The sequence below is a fragment of the Paracoccus alcaliphilus genome (assembly GCF_028553725.1).
Classification (GTDB): domain Bacteria; phylum Pseudomonadota; class Alphaproteobacteria; order Rhodobacterales; family Rhodobacteraceae; genus Paracoccus; species Paracoccus alcaliphilus.
Map to the genome: position 1 here is coordinate 48,326 of NZ_CP067126.1, position 18,291 is coordinate 66,616.

The following is an 18,291-nucleotide window of genomic DNA, read 5'->3' on the forward strand; positions in this document are numbered from 1 at the left end:
GATGTGCCGCAAGGTGCGGCCAATGCGGGCCGCGTTCCGCTAAAGCATTTCTGTAGAATCTTGAGGCGCGTGGATGTCGCTTGTCGCCCTGGTTGGGTGCAGGTGTCACCGGGCCTATCGGCAAACAGGCCCGGATCTGTCCGAAGTGACGGCTTTCGGCGGGACGAAGCCACCGAAAGCCGCCATTCCTTCAGGAACTGCTGACGCGCCCGCCGGCACCCGGACCGGGCATCAGCAGCTCGCGCCTTTCGGCCATAAGCCCCTTCACGATGGCGAAACACGCCCCCAGCAGCACCACCGTAAAGGGCAGCCCGGTCGAGACCGCCATCGCCTGCAAGGCCGTCAGCCCACCGCCCAGCAGCAGCGCGATGGCGACCAGCCCCTCGAAGCTGCACCAGAAGATGCGCTGCGGCACCGGCGCGTTGATCTTGCCGCCTGCCGCGATGGTGTCGATCACTAGCGAGCCCGAATCCGACGAGGTCACGAAGAAGACGATGACCAGCACGATGCCCACGAAGCTGGTGATCGCAGTCAGTGGCAGCTGCGACAGCATCTGGAACAACTGCAACTCCAGCGCCGCATCGGTCACGCCGGAAAAGCCCGCCAGCGTGAGCGAGATCGCCGTGCCGCCGAATGTCGTCATCCACAGCACCGAGATCAGCGAAGGCACGATCAGCACCGCGATCAGGAACTGCCGCACAGTGCGGCCACGGCTGACGCGGGCGATGAACATGCCGACGAAGGGCGACCAGCTGATCCACCAGGCCCAGTAAAAGGCCGTCCAGCCCTGACGAAAATTGTCGTCGTCGCGTCCGAACGGGTTCGACAGCGGCAGGATATTCGTCGCATAGGCGCCCAGATTGCCGAAGAAACCGGTGATGATCTGCCATGTCGGCCCAACTAGGATCACGAACAGCAGCAGGATGATCGCCATGACCATATTGATCTCGGATAGCCGCTTGACGCCCTTCTCGACGCCCATGACTACAGAGCCAGTGGCCACGGCGGTGATAAGGATGATTAGCACGGTCTTCGAGGTATCGGTTGCGGTCCAGCCGAACAGGAAGCCGAAGCCGGCTGTGGCCTGCTCGGCCCCGATCCCCAGCGATGTGGCCAGCCCGAACAATGTCGCCAGCACTGCCATCACGTCGATGACATGGCCCGGCCAGCCCCAGATCCTTTCGCCAAAGATCGGATAAAAGACTGAACGCAGCGTCAGCGGCAACCCCTTGTTATAGGCGAACAGCGCCAGAGCAAGCGCCACCACCGCATAGATCGCCCAGGGGTGCAGCCCCCAGTGGAAGATCGTCGCGGCCATCGCCAGACGGCGGGCGGCCAGTTCGTCCCCGACCGCGCCGTCCAGCGGCGCCCAGTCGGTGCGCACGCCGTTCTCGACCACCGGCCCGCCAAGCGAGGCGGTGAAGTGGCCCAGAGGTTCGCTGACGCCATAGAACATCAGCCCGATGCCCATCCCGGCGGCGAACAGCATCGCGAACCAGCCGGTCAGGGTGAAATCCGGCGTGGCCTGCGGGCCGCCCAGCCGGATCGATCCGAGGGGCGACAGGATCAGCCCAAGGCTGAGCAGCACGAAGACATTGCCCGCGATGATGAAGAACCAGTCGAACCGGCTGGTCACGATATCGCGCAGGCTGCCGAAGAACGGTCCAAGCTGGGTCGGAAACAGCAGCGTGGCAGCGGTGAACAGCACGATCGTCACGGCCGAGAACATGAAGACTGGGTTATGAATGTCGAAGGCGACCAGCTTGCGCCCCTCGATATTGTCCTGTCCAATCTCGTAATCGGTCGAGATGATTTCGGTTGGACCTTCGGGCACCGGCAGGGCCTCAACGTCGGCATCGGTTTCAGGAGCATGCTGACCGGTCAGCGCGTTCCGTTCGTGCCGAGGGTCGCCGGGTCGGCCCTTGTGATCCTTGCGAAACGGCTTTCCGGGCGGGGGTGTCTGTGTCATGCGTCCCTTTCTCAGTCTGCTGATCGATCGGGCGCCGAAGGCTTCGACTCGGCACGAAACGCGCCTGCAAGGCCGAAGCTTTCACATTTTCTTTACAATTGCCATCCTTCTTCGATTCACGGCCGGCCGGCCCGCCCGCCCGGACCAGCGGCGGGCGTTTTTGGCGATATGTGTCATGGTTCAGTTCTCGCGGAAACGCTGTGCTGACGGCAGGTGCTTCATCAGCAGATAATAGAGGATCCCCGACGGCAGCAGGCTTGCATACCACGAGATGCCCGAGAAGATCAGCGCGAAGACGATGCCCACCCCCATGGCGATGACGGCGGCCATGTTGACGCCCTTGTAGGGGCCTTCGGGATCATAGAGCTTGTCGATGTTCAGTTCCTGCTTGCGCAGCACGAAGTAATCCACCACCAGGATCGCGAAGATCGGGCCGAGGAAGGCCGAATAGGTGCGGATGAACAGGCTCAGCCCGGCTGCGGATTCATCCTTGACCAGTTCCCAGGGGAAGGTGCCGAAGGCCAGCAGCCCGACGATCACCGCCGAGGTCTTGAAGTTGATCTTGAACACATCCATCAGCGCATAGGCGGGCGGCACGACATTGTTCAGGATGTTCGTCGTCACCTGCGCGAAGGCGATGAACAGCAGCGTCACCACCAGCAGCAGCTTGTTGTCCACCGCGCTGGAAAAGACCTTGATCGGATCGACCTCGCCCGTGGCGCTGGACACCATCAGCCCGATCATGCCCATGAACAGCGTCGCCGGCAGGATCGAGTTGGCATAGATCGCCACCTGCCTGACCGGTCCGACATTCCTGCGCAACTCTCGCGAATAGTCCGAGACGTTCAGCATCATCGTCGAATAGATGCCCAGAAACAGCATCGTGCCACCCCAGAACGGCGCGCCCCAGGTGCCTTCGACATTGATCAGGTTGGCGCTGATCTCGGCACCGTATTTGCTGATGACGCTGAAGAACATGTAGATCAGCGAGAAGATGATGAAGACCGAGCCGATGTTTTCCAGCCATTTGATGCCGTGAAAGCCCAGCACCGACAGGCCGATCTGAAGAAACTGGAAGCCGATGAAGAACACCCAGATATTGGAATAGCCGAACAGCGTGTCCGAAACGAGGTTCAGCGCCCCGGCGCCGATCCAGCTTTGAAAGCCGAACCAGACGATCGCCGGAACCGACCGCACCAGCGCCGGAATCCGTGTGCCGGTAAAGCCGAAGGCGGACCTTGCCTGCACCATGAAGGGAATGCCGTATTTGTGCCCGGCCTGCCCGTTGATCATCAGCGCCACGCCGATGACGGTGCAGCCGATGGCGATGGCCACGAAGGTCTGGAGCAGGTTCAGCGTGCCCACCAGACCCGAGCCGACGGTGAAGGTTCCGATCGACACGCATCCGCCCAGCCAGGCGAACAGGTATGACCAGGGGTCCATGATCCGGACCTCCTGCGGGGCAAGGCTTTCCTCACCCACCGCCTTGTGTTCGATCACGGCGCTGTCGGGCGCCACCTCTTGTGTTGTCATTGTCAGTCCTCCTCCCTGTGCGTTTCCCTATTTTTCGTTGGGAAAGGCGTAGCCGTTGATCTTGCTGGTCCTGAGACCGGCGCCGGCCAGCGCCTCGATCATGCGCGTCGCCACGCTGACGCCGTCGATGACCGGGATGCCGGTTTCCCTGCTGAGCCAGGCTGTCAGATCGGCCATGCCCGCGCAGCCCAGAACAACGGCTTCGCAGCGATCTTCCTCGATGGCGCGCAGGATTTCATCACGCACCTTGATCCGTGCATCCGAACCGGGCTGTTCCAGTGCCAGCACCGGGATCGAAGCCGCCCGGACGCGGCGGCATTGATGCGACAGGCCATAGCCGTGGATCAGATGCTCGATCACCGGGATCGAGCGGGGCAGCGTGGTCACGACCGAAAACGAGGTCGCCAGCATGCTGGCCGCCTTCACCGCCGCCTCGCAGATGCCCAGCACCGGGCCGCTGGCCAGTTCACGGCAGGCGGCGATTCCCGGATCGTCGAAACAGGCCACGACGATGCCGTCGATCCCGTTCGCCTCGGCCTCGCGCACCCGCGCCATCAGGCCGGGCAGGGACATCGCCTCGTCGTAATGCCCCTCGATACTGGCCGGAGCGCCTGCCGCCGTGGCGCCGTGGATCACTGTGCCCGGGCTGGCGACCGCGCGGGCGGCCTCGACGATCTTGTCGGTCATCGACCGGGTCGAGTTCGGGTTGACGACCAGAATATCCACCACTACCTCCATGTTTGTTAACAAAGATTGTTAACAAACAATGTCGTCAAGTCAACGGATTTTGTGGGATGCTTGTTTCATTCCGGACTTGCCTGTAATTTCCGATGGTTGCTCAGAAAGAAACGAACGCAGATGGACGCCCAGCCGGAAAACCAGATTGTCACCGCCGTCCTGAACGCGATTTCCGAACAGCGCCTGCCTGCCGGCGCGAAACTGGGCGAACAGGCGCTGAGCGATCTGTTCCAGTGCAACCGTGCCAATGTCCGCCGCGCGCTTGCCTCGCTGGCCGCAAAGCATGTCGTCGAGTTGCGGCCCAATCGCGGCGCCTTCGTCATCGCCCCCTCCGGTCAGGAGGCGCGCGAGATCTTTCAGGCGCGCCGCGCGATCGAGCGGACCATCGCCCGTCAGGCGGTGACGCGGGTCAGCGATGACGACATCACCTGCCTTCGCCGCAACATCGCCGCCGAGACCGAGGCGCGGACGCTGAGGGACAAGCCGACCGAGCTGCGCCTGTCCCAGCAGTTCCACATGTATCTTGCCCGGCTTTCCGGCAATCGCATCCTGGAGCGCTTTCTGGCCGAACTGACGATGCGCAGCACGCTGATTCTGGGCATGTATTCGAAAGAGGGGCATTCATGCTCCAATTGCGACGACCATGTGGGCATCGTCGATGCGCTGATGGCACGCGACGCCGAGCTGCTGCTGCGGCTGACCGACGAGCACCTGCGCCATCTGGAGGCAGAGCTGGATTTCGATCTTCCGCCGGTCTCATCCGTCAGCCTGAAGGACCAGCTTTTCGGGGCGTCAGGACGATAAGTGGGTTGCAACAGGCCGCCATCTGAGTGGCCGCTGCGCAGTGACGTGGCGCGGGTCGCGACGGAGGTCGCTGCGGGCCTCTCTGATGATGATAGCCTTTGTCGCCAATTCGGTACTCACAAGGATGGCAAGCGGCGTGGCCGACGACGTGTAAATAAATTTACAAATATCGACATTTATCTGTTAATGATTTTACAAATTTTTCCTTATTTAAAAAAGACTTAACATAGATTGCGAATTGTGCTTAACACTTGCGGAGGCCCATCTGCACCACACTTTTTCAGGGTCCTCGTCCTTGGGTGATCTTTGGGTTGGCTGCAGGGGGATAATTGTTGTGAGGGGGAGCCATGAGCACTGAAATCGTTGAAAAGCACGGGATTCCTGCTGGTTTTGGGTCAGCGCATGTTGGTCCTGAGGATTATGGGCGGCTTTATGCCGAATCGATGTCGGATCCCGAGGGGTTCTGGGGGCGTGAAGGGCGGCGGCTGGACTGGATCGAACCCTACAGCAAGGTGAAAGAGACCGATTTCACCTTCGGCAAGGTCAGCATCAAGTGGTACGGCGACGGGGTGCTGAACGCCTGCGTCAACTGCGTGGACCGGCATCTGCCGGCGCGCGCCAACCAGACCGCGATCATCTTCGAGCCCGACGACCCGAAGGATCCGGCGCAGCACATCACCTATGCGGAGCTGTCCGACAAGGTGAACCGCTTTGCCAATGTGCTGCTGTCTCAGGGGGTGATGCGCGGCGACCGGGTGGTGATCTATCTGCCGATGATCCCCGAGGCCGCCTATGCGATGCTGGCCTGCGCCCGGATCGGGGCGATCCATTCCATTGTCTTTGCGGGGTTCTCGCCCGATGCGCTGGCCAACCGGATCAACGATTGCGGCGCGAAACTGGTCATCACCTCTGATACCGCGCCGCGCGGCGGGCGGCGCACGGCGCTGAAATCGAATGCCGATGCGGCGCTGCTGCATTGCTCGGACAGGGTGCGCTGCCTGGTGGTCAAGCATACCGGCGACCAGACCACCTGGGTCGAGGGCCGCGATGTCGATGTGAAGGCGCTGATGGAGACCGCCAGCCCCGACTGCCCGCCGCGCCCGGTGGGGGCCGAGGACCCGCTGTTCATCCTCTATACCTCGGGGTCCACCGGCAAGCCGAAGGGGGTGGTCCATACCACCGGCGGCTATCTGGTCTATGCCGCGATGACGCATCAATACACCTTCGATTACCACGATGGCGACGTCTTCTGGTGCACGGCGGATGTGGGCTGGGTGACCGGCCACAGCTATATCATCTATGGCCCGCTGGCCAATGGCGCCACCACGCTGATGTTCGAAGGCGTGCCGACCTTCCCCGATGCCGGCCGCTTCTGGCAGGTCTGCGCCAAGCACAAGGTGACGCAGTTCTATACCGCGCCGACGGCGATCCGCACGCTGATGGGCAAGGGCACCGAATTCATCGAGGGCCACGACCTGTCCAGCCTGCGCCTGCTGGGCACGGTGGGCGAGCCGATCAACCCCGAGGCCTGGAACTGGTATGACCGCAATATCGGCAAGGGCCGCTGCCCGATCGTGGACACCTGGTGGCAGACCGAGACCGGCGGCCATCTGATCACGCCTTTGCCCGGGGCGATCGAGACCAAGCCGGGTTCGGCGACGCTGCCCTTCTTCGGCATCCGCCCGGCGGTGCTGGAGGCCGAAACGGCGAAGCTGATCGAGGGCGACCCGGCCGAGGGGGTGCTGTGCATCGCCGACAGCTGGCCCGGCCAGATGCGCACCATCTGGGGCGATCACCAGCGGTTCGAAGAGACCTATTTCCAGCAATATCCCGGCTATTACTTCACCGGCGACGGCTGCCGCCGCGACGAGGACGGCTATTACTGGATCACCGGGCGGGTGGATGACGTGATCAACGTGTCCGGCCACCGGATGGGCACGGCCGAGGTCGAATCGGCGCTTGTGGCGCATGCGAAGGTGGCCGAGGCGGCGGTTGTGGGTTACCCGCATCCGGTCAAGGGTCAGGGCATCTATGCCTATGTGACGCTGATGAACGGGGTGGATCCTTCGGAGGATCTGCGCGCCGAGCTGGAGAAATGGGTGCGTACCGAGATCGGCCCGATCGCGCGCCCGGACCTGATCCAGTGGGCGCCGGGGATGCCGAAGACGCGTTCGGGCAAGATCATGCGCCGGATCCTGCGCAAGATCGCCGAGAACGACTATGGCAGCCTCGGCGATACCTCGACCCTGGCCGAACCCGAGGTCGTCGACGACCTCATCAACAACCGGATGAACCGCGAATAAAAACGCGGGGAACAGGACCGGCGGGCAGACTGCCGGTTTTTCCCGGACATCATTCCTGCGGGTGGCGCTTCACCCGCAGCACGGTCCCGGCTTGGACGATGACAGGCCCGTCCCACCCGATAACCGTACGACGATATCGCTTGCCGATTTTCCATGAGGAGGCGGGCGATCCGACAGGACATGGCAGTGGAGGTGCCAGACCGATGGAAGAGACATTAGCTGAACGGATTGCCGCAAATCCGACCTATCAGAAGCTGAAGGCAAAGCGAACGAGTTTCGGCTGGACGCTGACCCTGGCCATGCTGGTGGTCTATTACGGATACATCCTGCTGATCGCCTTCAACAAGGAGCTGCTGGCCGCCAGAATCGGCGACGGCGTGATGACCTGGGGGATCCCGATCGGCTTTGGGGTGATCATCTTCACCATCATCGTTACCGGCATCTATGTCCGCCGGGCCAACCGGGAGTTCGACGAACTGACCGAACAGATCAAGCGGGGGCGCTGAGATGATACGCAAGTTGACAGGCGCAGGCGCGCTTTTGCTGGCGCTGCCGGGCGCGGCGCTGGCCGCCGATGCGATTCAGGGCGGAGAGAAGCAGGCGACGAACTGGACCGCGATCGGCATGTTCGCGATCTTCGTCGTCGCCACGCTGTTCATCACCAAATGGGCGGCGTCGAAAACCAAGTCGGCGTCGGATTTCTATACTGCCGGGGGTGGGATCACCGGCTTTCAGAACGGTCTGGCCATTGCCGGGGACTATATGTCGGCGGCGTCCTTTCTGGGGATCTCGGCGGCGGTGATGATCTCGGGCTATGACGGGCTGATCTATTCCATCGGCTTTCTGGTCGGCTGGCCGATCCTGACCTTCCTGATGGCCGAGCGGCTGCGCAACCTGGGCAAGTTCACCTTTGCCGATGTGGCGTCCTTCCGCTTTGCCCAGACCCCGGTGCGCATCTTCGCCGCCTCGGGCACGCTGGTTGTCGTCGCCTTCTATCTGATCGCGCAGATGGTCGGTGCGGGCGCACTGATCCAGCTGCTGTTCGGTCTGGATTACTGGATCGCCGTGGTGATCGTGGGCGCGCTGATGATGATCTATGTGCTGTTCGGCGGCATGACGGCGACGACCTGGGTGCAGATCATCAAGGCCTGCCTGCTGCTTGGCGGCGCCTCGTTCATGGCGCTGATGGTGATGTGGACCTATGGCTTCAGCCCCGAGGCGATGTTCGCCGACGCGGTCCGGATCAAGACCGACATCGCCACTGCCGGCGGTACCGATCCCGATGCCGCCGCAAGTGTCGGCCAGTCGATCATGGGGCCGGGCACCTTCATCAAGGACCCGATCTCGGCCATCAGCTTCGGCATGGCGCTGATGTTCGGTACCGCGGGCCTGCCGCATATCCTGATGCGCTTCTTCACCGTTCCCAGCGCCAAGGAAGCGCGCAAGTCGGTGATGTGGGCGACGGGCTGGATCGGCTATTTCTACCTGCTGACCTTCATCATCGGCTTTGGTGCGATCACCTTCGTGCTGACGAATCCCGACTTCCTGGACGCCGAGGGCGGCCTGATCGGTGGCAACAACATGGCGGCGGTGCATCTGGCCCAGGCGGTCGGCGGCAACATCTTCCTGGGCTTCATGTCGGCGGTGGCCTTCGCGACCATCCTTGCGGTGGTGGCGGGTCTGACGCTGTCGGGGGCCTCGGCGGTCAGCCATGACCTTTATGCGACCGTGGTCAAGAAGGGCAATCCCGAGCCGGGCAGCGAATTGCGTGTCTCGCGGATCACGACCATCGCGCTGGGGGTGATTGCCGTCGTGCTGGGCATCGCCTTCAAGAACCAGAACATCGCCTTCATGGTGTCGCTGGCCTTCGCCGTCGCGGCCTCGGCCAACTTCCCGGTGCTGTTCATGTCGGTTCTGTGGAAGGACTGCACGACCCGCGGCGCAGTTGCCGGCGGTTTCCTGGGGCTGATCTCCTCGGTGGCGCTGACGGTGCTGTCGCCTTCGGTGTGGGAAGCCACGCTGGGTAATCCGGCTGGTTCGGCGCCCTTCCCCTATACCTCGCCGGCGCTGTTCTCGATGACGCTGGCTTTCCTGGGGATCTGGCTGGTCTCGAAAGTGGACAACAGCCAGCGTGCGCGCATCGACCGTGCCGGCTTCCTGGCGCAGCAGGTGCGTTCGGAAACCGGGATCGGGGCATCGACAGCCTCGTCCCACTGATTCCATGTACCGCGCCCCTGTTCCGGGGGCGCGGTTATTTTTTCTGCCACGGGGCATGGGCCATGACCGGTATCAGTGCATTTCTCGCGACGGTTCACCCCTATGACAGCCTGCCGCGGGACGAGCTGGCGCGTGTCGCCGGTTCCTTCGGCCGCAGGCAATACAGGGCGGGCGACGTGATCTATCGCCATGGCGAAAAGCTGCCGGGGATCCATCTGATCGAGAGCGGGGCGGTCCGGATCTCTGACGCCGCCGGTGACAGCGTGTCGGAACTGGGCCCGCGCAATTCCTTTGGCGAACGCGGGTTGCTGCGCGAGGGGGTGGCGGTGACCACCGCGACGGCCATCGGGGAGGCGACGGTGCTGATGCTGCCGCATGCCGAGCTGATGCGGCTGATCGGCAGTTATCGTTCGGTGGCGCGGTTCTTCGACCGGGGCGGCCTGTCCAGTCCGCGCCAGAATGATCTGGCGGTGCTGAAGGTGGGCGATCTGATCGGGCGGCGGGACGCGCTGAGCTGCCCCCCCGACACGCCGGTGCTGGCGGCCGCCCGCGCCATGCGCGACGCCCATGCCAGCAGCATCGGCGTGGTCGGGGACGGGCGGCTGCTGGGGCTGGTCACCATCCGCGACATGTCGAACCGGATCGTGGCCGAGGGGCGCGATCCCGCCATCGCGGTCAGCGCGGTGATGACCCCCGACCCGATCACGCTGTCGCCGGACCAGCTGGGCTATGACGTGCTGAACATCATGCTGGAACGGGGCATCGGCCATCTGCCGGTGGTCGATGGCGGGCGTTTCATCGGCATGGTCAGCCAGACCGATCTGACGCGGGTGCAGGCGATTTCCTCTTCGGCGCTGATCCATGACATTGCCCGTGCCGACAGCGTGGCCGACATGGCGCGCAGCACCGCCCGGATTCCGGATTTGCTGGTGCAGCTGGTCGGCGGCAATCACCGCCACGAGATCGTCACCCGGATGATCACCGATATCGCCGATGCGGTGACCCGCCGGCTGCTGGCCATGGCCGGGGCCCGGCTGGGTCCGGCGCCGGGCCGCTGGCTGTGGGCGGCCTGCGGCAGTCAGGGGCGGCAGGAACAGACCGGCCAGACCGATCAGGACAATTGCCTGATCCTGGAAGACGGCTGCGATCCCGCCGATCCGTGGTTTGCCGGACTGGCGCGTTTCGTCTGCGACGGGCTGAACGAATGCGGCTATGTCTATTGCCCCGGCGACATGATGGCGACCAATCCGCGCTGGCGCCAGCCCCGGCAGGTCTGGCGCGGCTATTTCCGCGACTGGATCGACCATCCCGATCCGCAGGCGCAGATGCTGGCCTCGGTCATGTTCGACCTGCGGGCGATCGGCGGCGATGCCGCGCTGCTGGAGGGTTTGCAGGCCGAGACGCTGGAACTGGCGGCGGACAATACCATTTTCCTGTACAACCTGACCTCGAACGCGCTGAAACACCGGCCGCCGCTGGGGCTGATCGGCGGCTTTGCCACCATCCGCTCGGGCGAGAACCGCCACCGCATCGACATGAAGCATAACGGCGTGGTGCCGGTGATCGATCTGGCCCGGATCCATGCGTTGCAGGGGCGGCTGCGCCCGGTCAACACCCGCGCGCGGCTGACCGAGGCCGCGGCGCGCGGCATCGTGTCGGAGCGGGGCGGGCAGGATCTGATCGCCGCCTATGACCTGATCCAGACGGCGCGGCTGGAAAATCAGGCCGAACAGATCCGGGCCGGGCAGCGCCCCGACAACTTTCTGTCGCCTGCCGGCCTGCCCGATTTCGAACGCAGCCATCTGCGCGACGCTTTCGTGGTGGTGCGCGGCATGCAATCCGCAATAGGGCATGGTAAGGGAATGCTGGGATGAGGCGCATATGACGGGTGTCGGGGTCGAACTTCTGGGGGTCATCGCCGTCGGCGTGGGTGCGGCGGCGGTCATCTATGCCGCGATGCACCTGCTGCGCAAACTGGGGATGGCCCCGGCGCGCTGGCTGCTGCCCGCCGGCATCGGCCTGTCGATGGTCGTCTATTCGGTGTGGAACGATTACGCCTGGTCCGGGCGGGCGAAATCGCGGCTGCCGGCAGGCGCGCAGGTGCTGGTCGTCGGCCATGACCGCCTGCCCTGGGCGCCCTGGACCTATCTGTTCCCGGTCGAGACGCGCTTTGCCGTGCTGGACCCGGCCACGGTTTCCGGCACCACCGGGGGCACCCGCCGGGCCGAGATCATGCTGATCGAGCGGCGCGGCCCGGCGCTGGTGGTGCCGCAGGATTTCGATTGCGACAAGGGCCTGATCCGCATGCCGCGCAGCGACTGGGCGCCGTCTGGCCCGCAGGACCCGGCCTTTGCCGCCGTCTGCGAAGGGGGGGATTGATGGCATCGATTCTGGTGATCGAGGACGAGGACAATATCGCCACCGCGCTGGAGTTCCTGCTGACGCGCGAGGGGCACGAGCATGACCGCATGGATACCGGCGCGGGCGCGGTCGAGCGGATCCGCGCCCTGCATCCCGATCTGGTGCTGCTGGATGTGATGCTGCCCGATGTCTCGGGCTATCAGATCGTGCAGGATGTGCGGGCCGATCTCGGGCTTGGCGATGTGCGGGTGGTGATGATGACCGCCCGCGGCTCGGTGGTCGAGCGGCGCAAGGGGCTGGCGCTGGGGGCGGATGGCTTCATCGCCAAGCCGTTCGAGCTGTCCGAGCTGCGCGCCGAGCTGACGCGGCTGCTGGAGGGGCCATGCTGACGCGGCTGGCGCTGCGGCTGCGGATCCTGCTGATCTTTGCGGGACTGGCGGCGGCGGTGCTGGGCTTTCTGGTGCTGGCGCTGTGGGTGGCCGGCCGGCGGCTGACCGGGCAGGGGGCCGATACCGGTGCGATGTCGGGCGCGGTGCCGGATGCGCTGGTGCTGGACGCGCTGGTTCTGGCGGCGCTGATCGCGGCGCGAGGCCGCCTCGACCCGGCTGGCCGACCTGACCTGCGTGGTCTTCGATACCGAGACCACCGGCCTCGATCCCTCGGACCGGATCGTGCAGATCGCCGGGGTCCGCATCGCCCGTGGCCGCCTGACCGGAGAGCGGTTCGAGACGCTGGTCAATCCGGGCTGCCCGATCCCGGCCTCTTCGACCGCCGTGCATGGCGTCACCGATGCGATGGTCGCGGGCGCCCCCGACATGACCGCCTTTCGCCACTTTGCCGAGGATACGGTGCTGGTGGCCCATAACGCGCCCTTCGACAGGCGTTGTTGCAGAACTCCGTTTTCTGAGGGATTCACACTGCGAATCCAGTGGGCTAAGGGGCGAGTATGAGCAAGCCTGAGCCCACCCGCTACCGCACGATGAACTGGAAGTCCTACAACGATGCCTTGAAGCGGCGCGGGTCCCTTCTGATCTGGCTGGACAAGGACATGGTTTGGCGCGCACCCAAATCCGGATGCAATGGTCGGCCGCCGGTCTTCTCTGATGCCGCGATCCAGTTCTGCTTGATGGTGAAGGTTCTGTTCGGCCTGCCTCTCCGGCAAACGACAGGGATGGTGGCGAGCATCCTTTCGATGGCCGGGCTCGACTGGCGGGTGCCCGATTTCTCGACCCTGAGCCGCAGGCAGAAGCGCATCACGGTTCAGATCACGAGCCGCCGTGCGCCGGGGCCGCTGAACCTGCTGGTGGACAGCACCGGGATCAAGTTTCTTGGTGATGGGGAATGGCTTGCCCGCAAGCATGGCCCGCATCGCCGACGCCAATATCGTAAGGTTCATCTGGCGATGGACACGGCTACAGGTGACATCCGCGCCGTCGAATTCACCTCAAGCCGTGAAGGCGACAGCCCTGTTCTGCCCGACCTGCTCAACCAGATCCCAGAGGATGAACAGATCGGCACCGTCACCGGCGACGGTGCCTTTGACACCCGACGCTGCCACACCGCGATCCTGGATCGAGGCGGCACCGCTATCATCCCGATCCGGAGGAATGGCCGTCTCTGGAAGGAGGATTGCCCCGCAGCCAGGGCGCGCAACGAGATCCTCCGGGCAACCCAGCGCTTGGGCAGGGCCATATGGAAGCGCTGGTCAGGTTATCACGTCCGAAGCAGGATCGAGGCAAGGATGCGCTGCCTCAAGGCCTTCGGTGAACGCATCTCATCACGAGACCCGGACCGCCAGACCGCCGAAATCCATATCCGCATCGCCCTCATGAACCGCTTCAATGCCCTCGGATCCGCCGAGATCAAACGCGTGGCATGAACTCAACGCGGAAAGGGAAAACTGCGCTCACACACTGACTTCTGCAACAACGCCCCTTCGACATGGGCTTCCTGCGCAATGCCGCGCTTGAGACCGGGGCCCATTTCGACAATCGCGTGCTGGACACAGTGCTGCTGTCGGCGATGCTGTGGGGGCAATCGGCGCCGCATTCGCTGGACGCGCTGACCGAGCGTCTGGGCATCGTCATCCCCGAGGGCGACCGCCACACCGCGATGGGCGACACGCTGGCCACCGCCGAGGCCTATCTGCGGCTGATCGCCGCGCTGGAGGCCAAGGGACTGGAACGGTTCGAGGATATCCTGACAGAAGCACGCCGCCACCGCCGCCTGATCGAAGACGCAAACAACCGCGCAGCAGAAGCGCGCAAGCCTGATACGGGGGACTGACCCTCACGGATCAGCGCGCCAGCAACTCGTCGGTGCCGATCACTTCGCCATAAAGGAAGGCCAGCGCGGCCATGAAGGCGGCGTGGACCTGTGGCGCGGCCGTGGTCACGCCGCCGAATTCCAGATCGCGGGTTGCGCAGGCATCATGGACGGTGACGGTCCGGTAACCCAGATCGTTGGCCGCCCGGGTGGTGGCATCGACGCACATATGGCTCATGGCGCCGATGACCACGACGTCCTCGATGCCGTTTTCCCTCAGCAGATCGTCCAGCCCGGTTTCGCGGAACGAGTTGGGGAAGTTCTTGGTGATCACCGGCTCATCAGCGCCGGGCTGCACCGCTGCGTTGATCTGCGCGCCATCGCTGCCCGGCATGAAGATCGGCCCGCCCGGCATCTCGTGGCGGATATTGACGACCAGATCGCCCTTGTCGCGGGCGTGGGTAATGACCCGGGCGGCATTGGCGGCGGCAGCCTCGATCCCAACCAGCGGGAAGTTTCCGGTGGGCCAGTATTCGTTCTGAAGATCGACGACGAGGATGGCGCGGTTCGACATGCTGTGTCCTTTCGATGGGCGTTGCCGGTTGCGTTGAGCATGACCTTCGGCAACAGTGGCGACCACTGGCGAAACCGACAGAATCCGGGGCGATATGGACAATGAAGCGCGGATCGGCATCCTGCTTTATCCCGGCGCGCAGCTTTCGGCGGTGCTGGGGCTGACCGATCTGTTCCGCATCGCGACCCGCTTCAACCATCCGGGTCAGGGTTGCGGCCCGGGATTGCGCATCCTTCACTGGCAGGCCAGCGGGACGGATGCGCCAGAAGTCGTTTTCGACAGCGATCCGCAGCCGGGTGGGCAGGGCACGCGCTGCGATGTGCTGATCCTGCCGCCAACGCTGGAGCCGCCGATCAGCCCCGGCGCCGCTGCCCCGCTGGCAGCCTGGCTGGCGGATCGTCATGTCGAGGGGGCGGTGCTGGCGTCGGTCTGCGCCGGGGCCTTCCTGCTGGGCGAAACCGGCCTGCTGGCGGGGCGTGTGGTGACGGCCCACTGGACCCATGCGCAACTGCTGCGGGACCGCTTTCCCGAGGCGCGGGTGGATACCGATCGGCTGATCATCGACGGCGGCGACATCATTTCGGCGGGCGGGCTGATGTCATGGACCGATCTGGGGTTGAAGCTGGTCGAGCGTTTCCTTGGCCCCGTCGCGATGGCCGAAACCGCGCGGATGCTGCTGGTCGATCCGCCGGGGCGGGAGCAGCGATATTACAGCGGTTTCGTGCCGCGCCTGAACCATGGCGATGCCGCGATCCTGAAGGCGCAGCATCTGCTTCAGGCCAATGAGGGCAAGAAGGCCCGACTGTCCGCCCTTGCGGCAGCGGCGGGGCTGGAGGAACGCACCTTCCTGCGCCGTTTCCAGAAGGCGACCGGATTGACCGCGACCGATTATGCCCAACGCCTGCGGGTGGCCAGGGCGCAGGAACTGCTGCAATTCGGCCAGCAACCCATCGAGCGGATCGCATGGCAGGTCGGCTATTCCGACCCGGGCGCCTTTCGCAAGGTTTTCCTGCGCATCGTCGGCCTGCCGCCGGGGGAATATCGCCAGCGGTTTCACACCTGAACCGAGCCGCCGCAATCCCGGCTGAGCGCCTCCACCGGATCAAGCTGCGCGGCCGAACGGGCGGGCAGGAAGCCGAAGGCGATGCGTCCGCCGATTTCCCGGGTGCGTTCCGTGACCGAAACCAACAAGAAGTTCACCATCCCGTTCCCGCCCACCAGCAGCGTCATGGTCTGGGTGGCAGCCGCTGTCGGCGATGATGGTGCCGTCGCTGATCTTGATGGTGCGGTGGGCACGGGCCGCGACCTTTGGGTCGTGGGTGACGATGATGATGGTGTGGCCCTGCCTGTTCAGATCCAGAAGCAGGTCGATCCGCTCGGCGCTGTTTTTGCTGTCCAGCGCGCCGGTGGGTTCATCCGCCAGGATCACGTCGCCACCATTCATCAGCCCCCGCGCGTCCGAAATCCGCTGCTGCCGGCCCCGAAATGGCGCCCGAACGGGTGCTGGATACCCTGCTGGGCGCGGCGGTCGGCATTGCGGTGTCGGTGCTGCTGTCCAGCCTCGACGACCGCAGGCAGCTGGCGGCGCGGAGGGCGGGGGCTTGCGCTAGCCCGCCTGCCAGTCGCGGATCGCGTCCAGCGGCCACAGCAGCATCAGCACGTTCAGCGCCAGCCCGTCGCGGATGATCCATATGGTCAGCAGCTCGAACCCCAGAACCAGCGCGACAGAGACCCAGACCGGCAGTACCCGCGCCAGCCAGAAACCCGCGATCATCGCCAGAATGTCGGCCACCGAATTCACCACGCTGTCGCCAAAGTAATCCAGCGAGATGGTGACCGCGCGATAACGCTCGATGATCCGGTCCGAGTTCTCGACGATCTCCCATGCCGCCTCGATCAGCGTGGCGATGACCAGCCGCCAGCCAAAGGGCACCCGTCGCGCGATCAGCCAAAGCAGCGCGTAAAAGAGGATCCCGTGCAGCAGATGCGAGGGCGTGTACCAGTCCGCGATATGCTGCGAGTTTTCCGAACTCATGGTCTGGCCGTGCCACAGCTTGACATGACCGCAGGTGCAGATCGGCTCTCGCCCCGCCGCAAGCAGCCACAGCGCGGCGCCAAGAACGATCAGGGTCACAAGGATATAAGGGGTGAAACGCCGTATCATCAGCCTTGGTCGCTTTGCGTTGGTCGATCCATATTGGCGCAGGGATAGCGGATTGCCGACCGCTTCCGCCAGTGCTTTCGAGCAAACGGGGCCGGGGGGGACCGGACAAACCGCCTTGACATACATACCGACTGGTTGGTAATATTCCTTCATGCCAAGACCGACCAAATATCATCCTGAACGCGGCGACGCCCGGACCAGACTGCTGGAGGCCGCGCGTGACGTGATCCGGGCGCAGGGCTTTGCGGCGACGACGGTGGACCAGCTTTGCAAGGCCGCCGGCGTCACCAAGGGCGCATTCTTCCACCACTTCGACAACAAGGAGGCGCTTGGCATCGCCGCCGCTGGTTATTGGGCCGAGACGACTTCGGCGCTTTTCGCGGGGGCGCCCTATCACCATCATGCGGACCCGCTGGAGCGGCTGATCGGCTATGTCGAATTCCGCAAGGACATCATCGACGGCGATCTTGCCGACTTCACCTGTCTGGTCGGGACCATGACGCAAGAGGTCTATGGCTCGTCGCCCGCGATCCGCGACGCCTGCGCCGCCAGCATCTTCGGCCATGCCGCAACGCTGGAACCCGATATAGCGGCGGCGATCGAGGCACGCGGGATCACGGCGGACTGGACCCCGGCCAGCCTTGCCGCGCACAGTCAGGCCGTGTTGCAGGGCGCGTTCATTCTGGCAAAGGCCACCGGGGACCGCGCGATCGCACGCGACAGCGTCGATCATCTGCGCCGCTATATCGAACTGCTGTTTGCGGCCCCTTGCGGACCGGATCCTTCGCCGACGCACGCTAACGCGGCGCAATCGCACAAGAAAGCTCAAGGAGAACGGATATGACCAATCTCGTGACCTGCCTGTGGTTCGACCACGGCGAAGCAAGCAAGGCGGCCGAATTCTATGCCGCCACCTTTCCCGACAGCCACGTGGACCGCGTGAACGCATCCCCGTCCGATTATCCCGGCGGCAAAAAGGGCAATGAGCTGACCGTCGAATTCACCGTGCTGGGGCGGGCGTTCCTGGGCCTGAATGGCGGCCCCGTCTTTACGCCGAACGAGGCCGTCAGCTTCATGGTGCTGACCGGCGATCAGGAGGAAACCGACCGCTATTGGAACGCGATCGTCGGCAATGGCGGCAAGGAAAGCGACTGCGGCTGGTGCAAGGATCGCTGGGGTCATTCCTGGCAGATCACGCCGAAGCGGCTGATGGAACTGACCACCGGCGCCGACCGCGACAAGGCCGGACGCGCCATGGCGGCGATGATGACGATGCGCAAGATCGACATCGCCCGGATCGAAGCCGCGGCGCAAGGATCACAGGCCGAAGGATAACCGATGCTCTGACCATTCAACGGGACAG

General features: G+C 64.3%; 17 protein-coding genes and 2 pseudogenes. 13 read left to right on the plus strand and 6 right to left on the minus strand.

Features of this window, described 5'->3' with window-relative positions; all coding sequences use genetic code 11:
• Window positions 1–190: 190 nt before the first annotated feature.
• The 3 genes from JHW40_RS20570 to JHW40_RS20580 form a co-directional block, all read right to left on the minus strand.
• Window positions 191–1,969, minus strand: coding sequence for a BCCT family transporter (locus JHW40_RS20570; protein ID WP_090616448.1), 1,779 nt, complete (start codon window positions 1,967–1,969; stop codon window positions 191–193).
• Window positions 1,970–2,149: 180 nt separating this feature from the next.
• Window positions 2,150–3,502 (minus strand): NCS1 family transporter, encoded by a 1,353-nt coding sequence (locus tag JHW40_RS20575; RefSeq protein ID WP_090616445.1) that lies wholly within the window; start codon window positions 3,500–3,502, stop codon window positions 2,150–2,152.
• Between the two features lie 27 nt (window positions 3,503–3,529).
• Window positions 3,530–4,228: an aspartate/glutamate racemase family protein gene (locus tag JHW40_RS20580; protein WP_090616442.1), complete on the minus strand. Its 699-nt coding sequence runs from the start codon at window positions 4,226–4,228 to the stop codon at window positions 3,530–3,532.
• Between the two features lie 132 nt (window positions 4,229–4,360).
• Between JHW40_RS20580 and JHW40_RS20585 the strand changes: the two genes are divergently transcribed.
• The 10 genes and pseudogenes from JHW40_RS20585 to JHW40_RS20630 all read left to right on the plus strand — a co-directional run bounded on the left by JHW40_RS20585 (window position 4,361) and on the right by JHW40_RS20630 (window position 14,211).
• Window positions 4,361–5,044 carry a GntR family transcriptional regulator gene (locus JHW40_RS20585; RefSeq protein ID WP_090616438.1) on the plus strand — a complete coding sequence of 228 codons (684 nt, stop codon included), beginning with the start codon at window positions 4,361–4,363 and terminating at the stop codon, window positions 5,042–5,044.
• 347 nt (window positions 5,045–5,391) lie between these two features.
• Window positions 5,392–7,347 carry an acetate--CoA ligase gene (acs, locus tag JHW40_RS20590; RefSeq protein ID WP_272849026.1) on the plus strand — a complete coding sequence of 652 codons (1,956 nt, stop codon included), beginning with the start codon at window positions 5,392–5,394 and terminating at the stop codon, window positions 7,345–7,347.
• Between the two features lie 203 nt (window positions 7,348–7,550).
• On the plus strand, window positions 7,551–7,853 hold the full coding sequence (locus tag JHW40_RS20595) for a DUF485 domain-containing protein (RefSeq protein ID WP_090618074.1): 303 nt from the start codon (window positions 7,551–7,553) through the stop codon (window positions 7,851–7,853).
• Window position 7,854: 1 nt separating this feature from the next.
• The gene (locus JHW40_RS20600; protein ID WP_090618072.1) at window positions 7,855–9,564 is read left to right on the plus strand and encodes a cation acetate symporter; all 1,710 of its coding nucleotides are present in this window, start codon (window positions 7,855–7,857) and stop codon (window positions 9,562–9,564) included.
• 62 nt (window positions 9,565–9,626) lie between these two features.
• A complete protein-coding gene (locus JHW40_RS20605) occupies window positions 9,627–11,438 on the plus strand; it encodes a DUF294 nucleotidyltransferase-like domain-containing protein (protein ID WP_090618070.1) in 1,812 nt (603 codons plus the stop codon).
• 7 nt (window positions 11,439–11,445) lie between these two features.
• Entirely contained in the window at window positions 11,446–11,943 is a 498-nt protein-coding gene (locus JHW40_RS20610) for a hypothetical protein (protein WP_090618068.1), read from the plus strand.
• Complete coding sequence (locus JHW40_RS20615) at window positions 11,943–12,314, plus strand: response regulator transcription factor (RefSeq protein WP_090618088.1); 372 nt, start codon at window positions 11,943–11,945, stop codon at window positions 12,312–12,314. The genes JHW40_RS20610 and JHW40_RS20615 overlap by 1 nt, the downstream gene beginning before the upstream one ends.
• Before the next feature lie 198 nt (window positions 12,315–12,512).
• Window positions 12,513–12,818 (plus strand): annotated as a pseudogene (locus JHW40_RS20620) (3'-5' exonuclease); the annotation flags it as partial.
• A 53-nt stretch (window positions 12,819–12,871) separates the two neighbouring features.
• The gene (locus JHW40_RS20625) at window positions 12,872–13,804 is read left to right on the plus strand and encodes an IS5-like element ISPpa3 family transposase (RefSeq protein WP_026155396.1); all 933 of its coding nucleotides are present in this window, start codon (window positions 12,872–12,874) and stop codon (window positions 13,802–13,804) included.
• Between the two features lie 41 nt (window positions 13,805–13,845).
• Window positions 13,846–14,211 (plus strand): 3'-5' exonuclease, encoded by a 366-nt coding sequence (locus JHW40_RS20630; RefSeq protein ID WP_336390198.1) that lies wholly within the window; start codon window positions 13,846–13,848, stop codon window positions 14,209–14,211.
• Window positions 14,212–14,221: 10 nt separating this feature from the next.
• Here the strand turns inward: JHW40_RS20630 and JHW40_RS20635 are convergent, their stop codons facing one another.
• Window positions 14,222–14,764 (minus strand): cysteine hydrolase family protein, encoded by a 543-nt coding sequence (locus JHW40_RS20635; RefSeq protein WP_090611357.1) that lies wholly within the window; start codon window positions 14,762–14,764, stop codon window positions 14,222–14,224.
• A gap of 94 nt (window positions 14,765–14,858) precedes the next feature.
• Here JHW40_RS20635 and JHW40_RS20640 point away from each other — a divergent pair, with 94 nt between their 5' ends.
• Window positions 14,859–15,827: a GlxA family transcriptional regulator gene (locus JHW40_RS20640; protein WP_090611463.1), complete on the plus strand. Its 969-nt coding sequence runs from the start codon at window positions 14,859–14,861 to the stop codon at window positions 15,825–15,827.
• Between the two features lie 186 nt (window positions 15,828–16,013).
• On the opposite strand, the pseudogene JHW40_RS20650 reads toward JHW40_RS20640, so the two are convergent.
• Both JHW40_RS20650 and JHW40_RS20655 read right to left on the minus strand, forming a co-directional pair.
• Window positions 16,014–16,244: pseudogene (locus JHW40_RS20650) on the minus strand (macrolide ABC transporter permease/ATP-binding protein MacB); the annotation flags it as partial.
• A gap of 126 nt (window positions 16,245–16,370) precedes the next feature.
• Entirely contained in the window at window positions 16,371–16,928 is a 558-nt protein-coding gene (locus JHW40_RS20655) for a DUF2585 domain-containing protein (RefSeq protein ID WP_090611464.1), read from the minus strand.
• Between the two features lie 151 nt (window positions 16,929–17,079).
• Between JHW40_RS20655 and JHW40_RS20660 the strand changes: the two genes are divergently transcribed.
• A complete protein-coding gene (locus JHW40_RS20660; protein WP_090611359.1) occupies window positions 17,080–17,772 on the plus strand; it encodes a TetR/AcrR family transcriptional regulator in 693 nt (230 codons plus the stop codon).
• A complete protein-coding gene (locus JHW40_RS20665; RefSeq protein WP_090611360.1) occupies window positions 17,769–18,263 on the plus strand; it encodes a VOC family protein in 495 nt (164 codons plus the stop codon). Before JHW40_RS20660 ends, JHW40_RS20665 begins: the two co-directional genes overlap by 4 nt.
• The last annotated feature ends 28 nt before the right edge of the window (window positions 18,264–18,291 follow it).

Excerpts from the sequence above, each read along its gene's own strand:
- JHW40_RS20570 (WP_090616448.1), bottom strand. The coding sequence starts at position 1,969 with ATGACACAGACACCCCCGCCCGGAAAGCCGTTTCGCAAGGATCACAAG.
- JHW40_RS20575 (WP_090616445.1), bottom strand. The coding sequence starts at position 3,502 with ATGACAACACAAGAGGTGGCGCCCGACAGCGCCGTGATCGAACACAAG.
- JHW40_RS20585 (WP_090616438.1), top strand. The coding sequence starts at position 4,361 with ATGGACGCCCAGCCGGAAAACCAGATTGTCACCGCCGTCCTGAACGCG.
- acs (WP_272849026.1), top strand. The coding sequence starts at position 5,392 with ATGAGCACTGAAATCGTTGAAAAGCACGGGATTCCTGCTGGTTTTGGG.
- JHW40_RS20595 (WP_090618074.1), top strand. The coding sequence starts at position 7,551 with ATGGAAGAGACATTAGCTGAACGGATTGCCGCAAATCCGACCTATCAG.
- JHW40_RS20600 (WP_090618072.1), top strand. The coding sequence starts at position 7,855 with ATGATACGCAAGTTGACAGGCGCAGGCGCGCTTTTGCTGGCGCTGCCG.
- JHW40_RS20605 (WP_090618070.1), top strand. The coding sequence starts at position 9,627 with ATGACCGGTATCAGTGCATTTCTCGCGACGGTTCACCCCTATGACAGC.
- JHW40_RS20610 (WP_090618068.1), top strand. The coding sequence starts at position 11,446 with ATGACGGGTGTCGGGGTCGAACTTCTGGGGGTCATCGCCGTCGGCGTG.
- JHW40_RS20615 (WP_090618088.1), top strand. The coding sequence starts at position 11,943 with ATGGCATCGATTCTGGTGATCGAGGACGAGGACAATATCGCCACCGCG.
- JHW40_RS20625 (WP_026155396.1), top strand. The coding sequence starts at position 12,872 with ATGAGCAAGCCTGAGCCCACCCGCTACCGCACGATGAACTGGAAGTCC.
- JHW40_RS20635 (WP_090611357.1), bottom strand. The coding sequence starts at position 14,764 with ATGTCGAACCGCGCCATCCTCGTCGTCGATCTTCAGAACGAATACTGG.
- JHW40_RS20640 (WP_090611463.1), top strand. The coding sequence starts at position 14,859 with ATGGACAATGAAGCGCGGATCGGCATCCTGCTTTATCCCGGCGCGCAG.
- JHW40_RS20655 (WP_090611464.1), bottom strand. The coding sequence starts at position 16,928 with ATGATACGGCGTTTCACCCCTTATATCCTTGTGACCCTGATCGTTCTT.
- JHW40_RS20660 (WP_090611359.1), top strand. The coding sequence starts at position 17,080 with ATGCCAAGACCGACCAAATATCATCCTGAACGCGGCGACGCCCGGACC.
- JHW40_RS20665 (WP_090611360.1), top strand. The coding sequence starts at position 17,769 with ATGACCAATCTCGTGACCTGCCTGTGGTTCGACCACGGCGAAGCAAGC.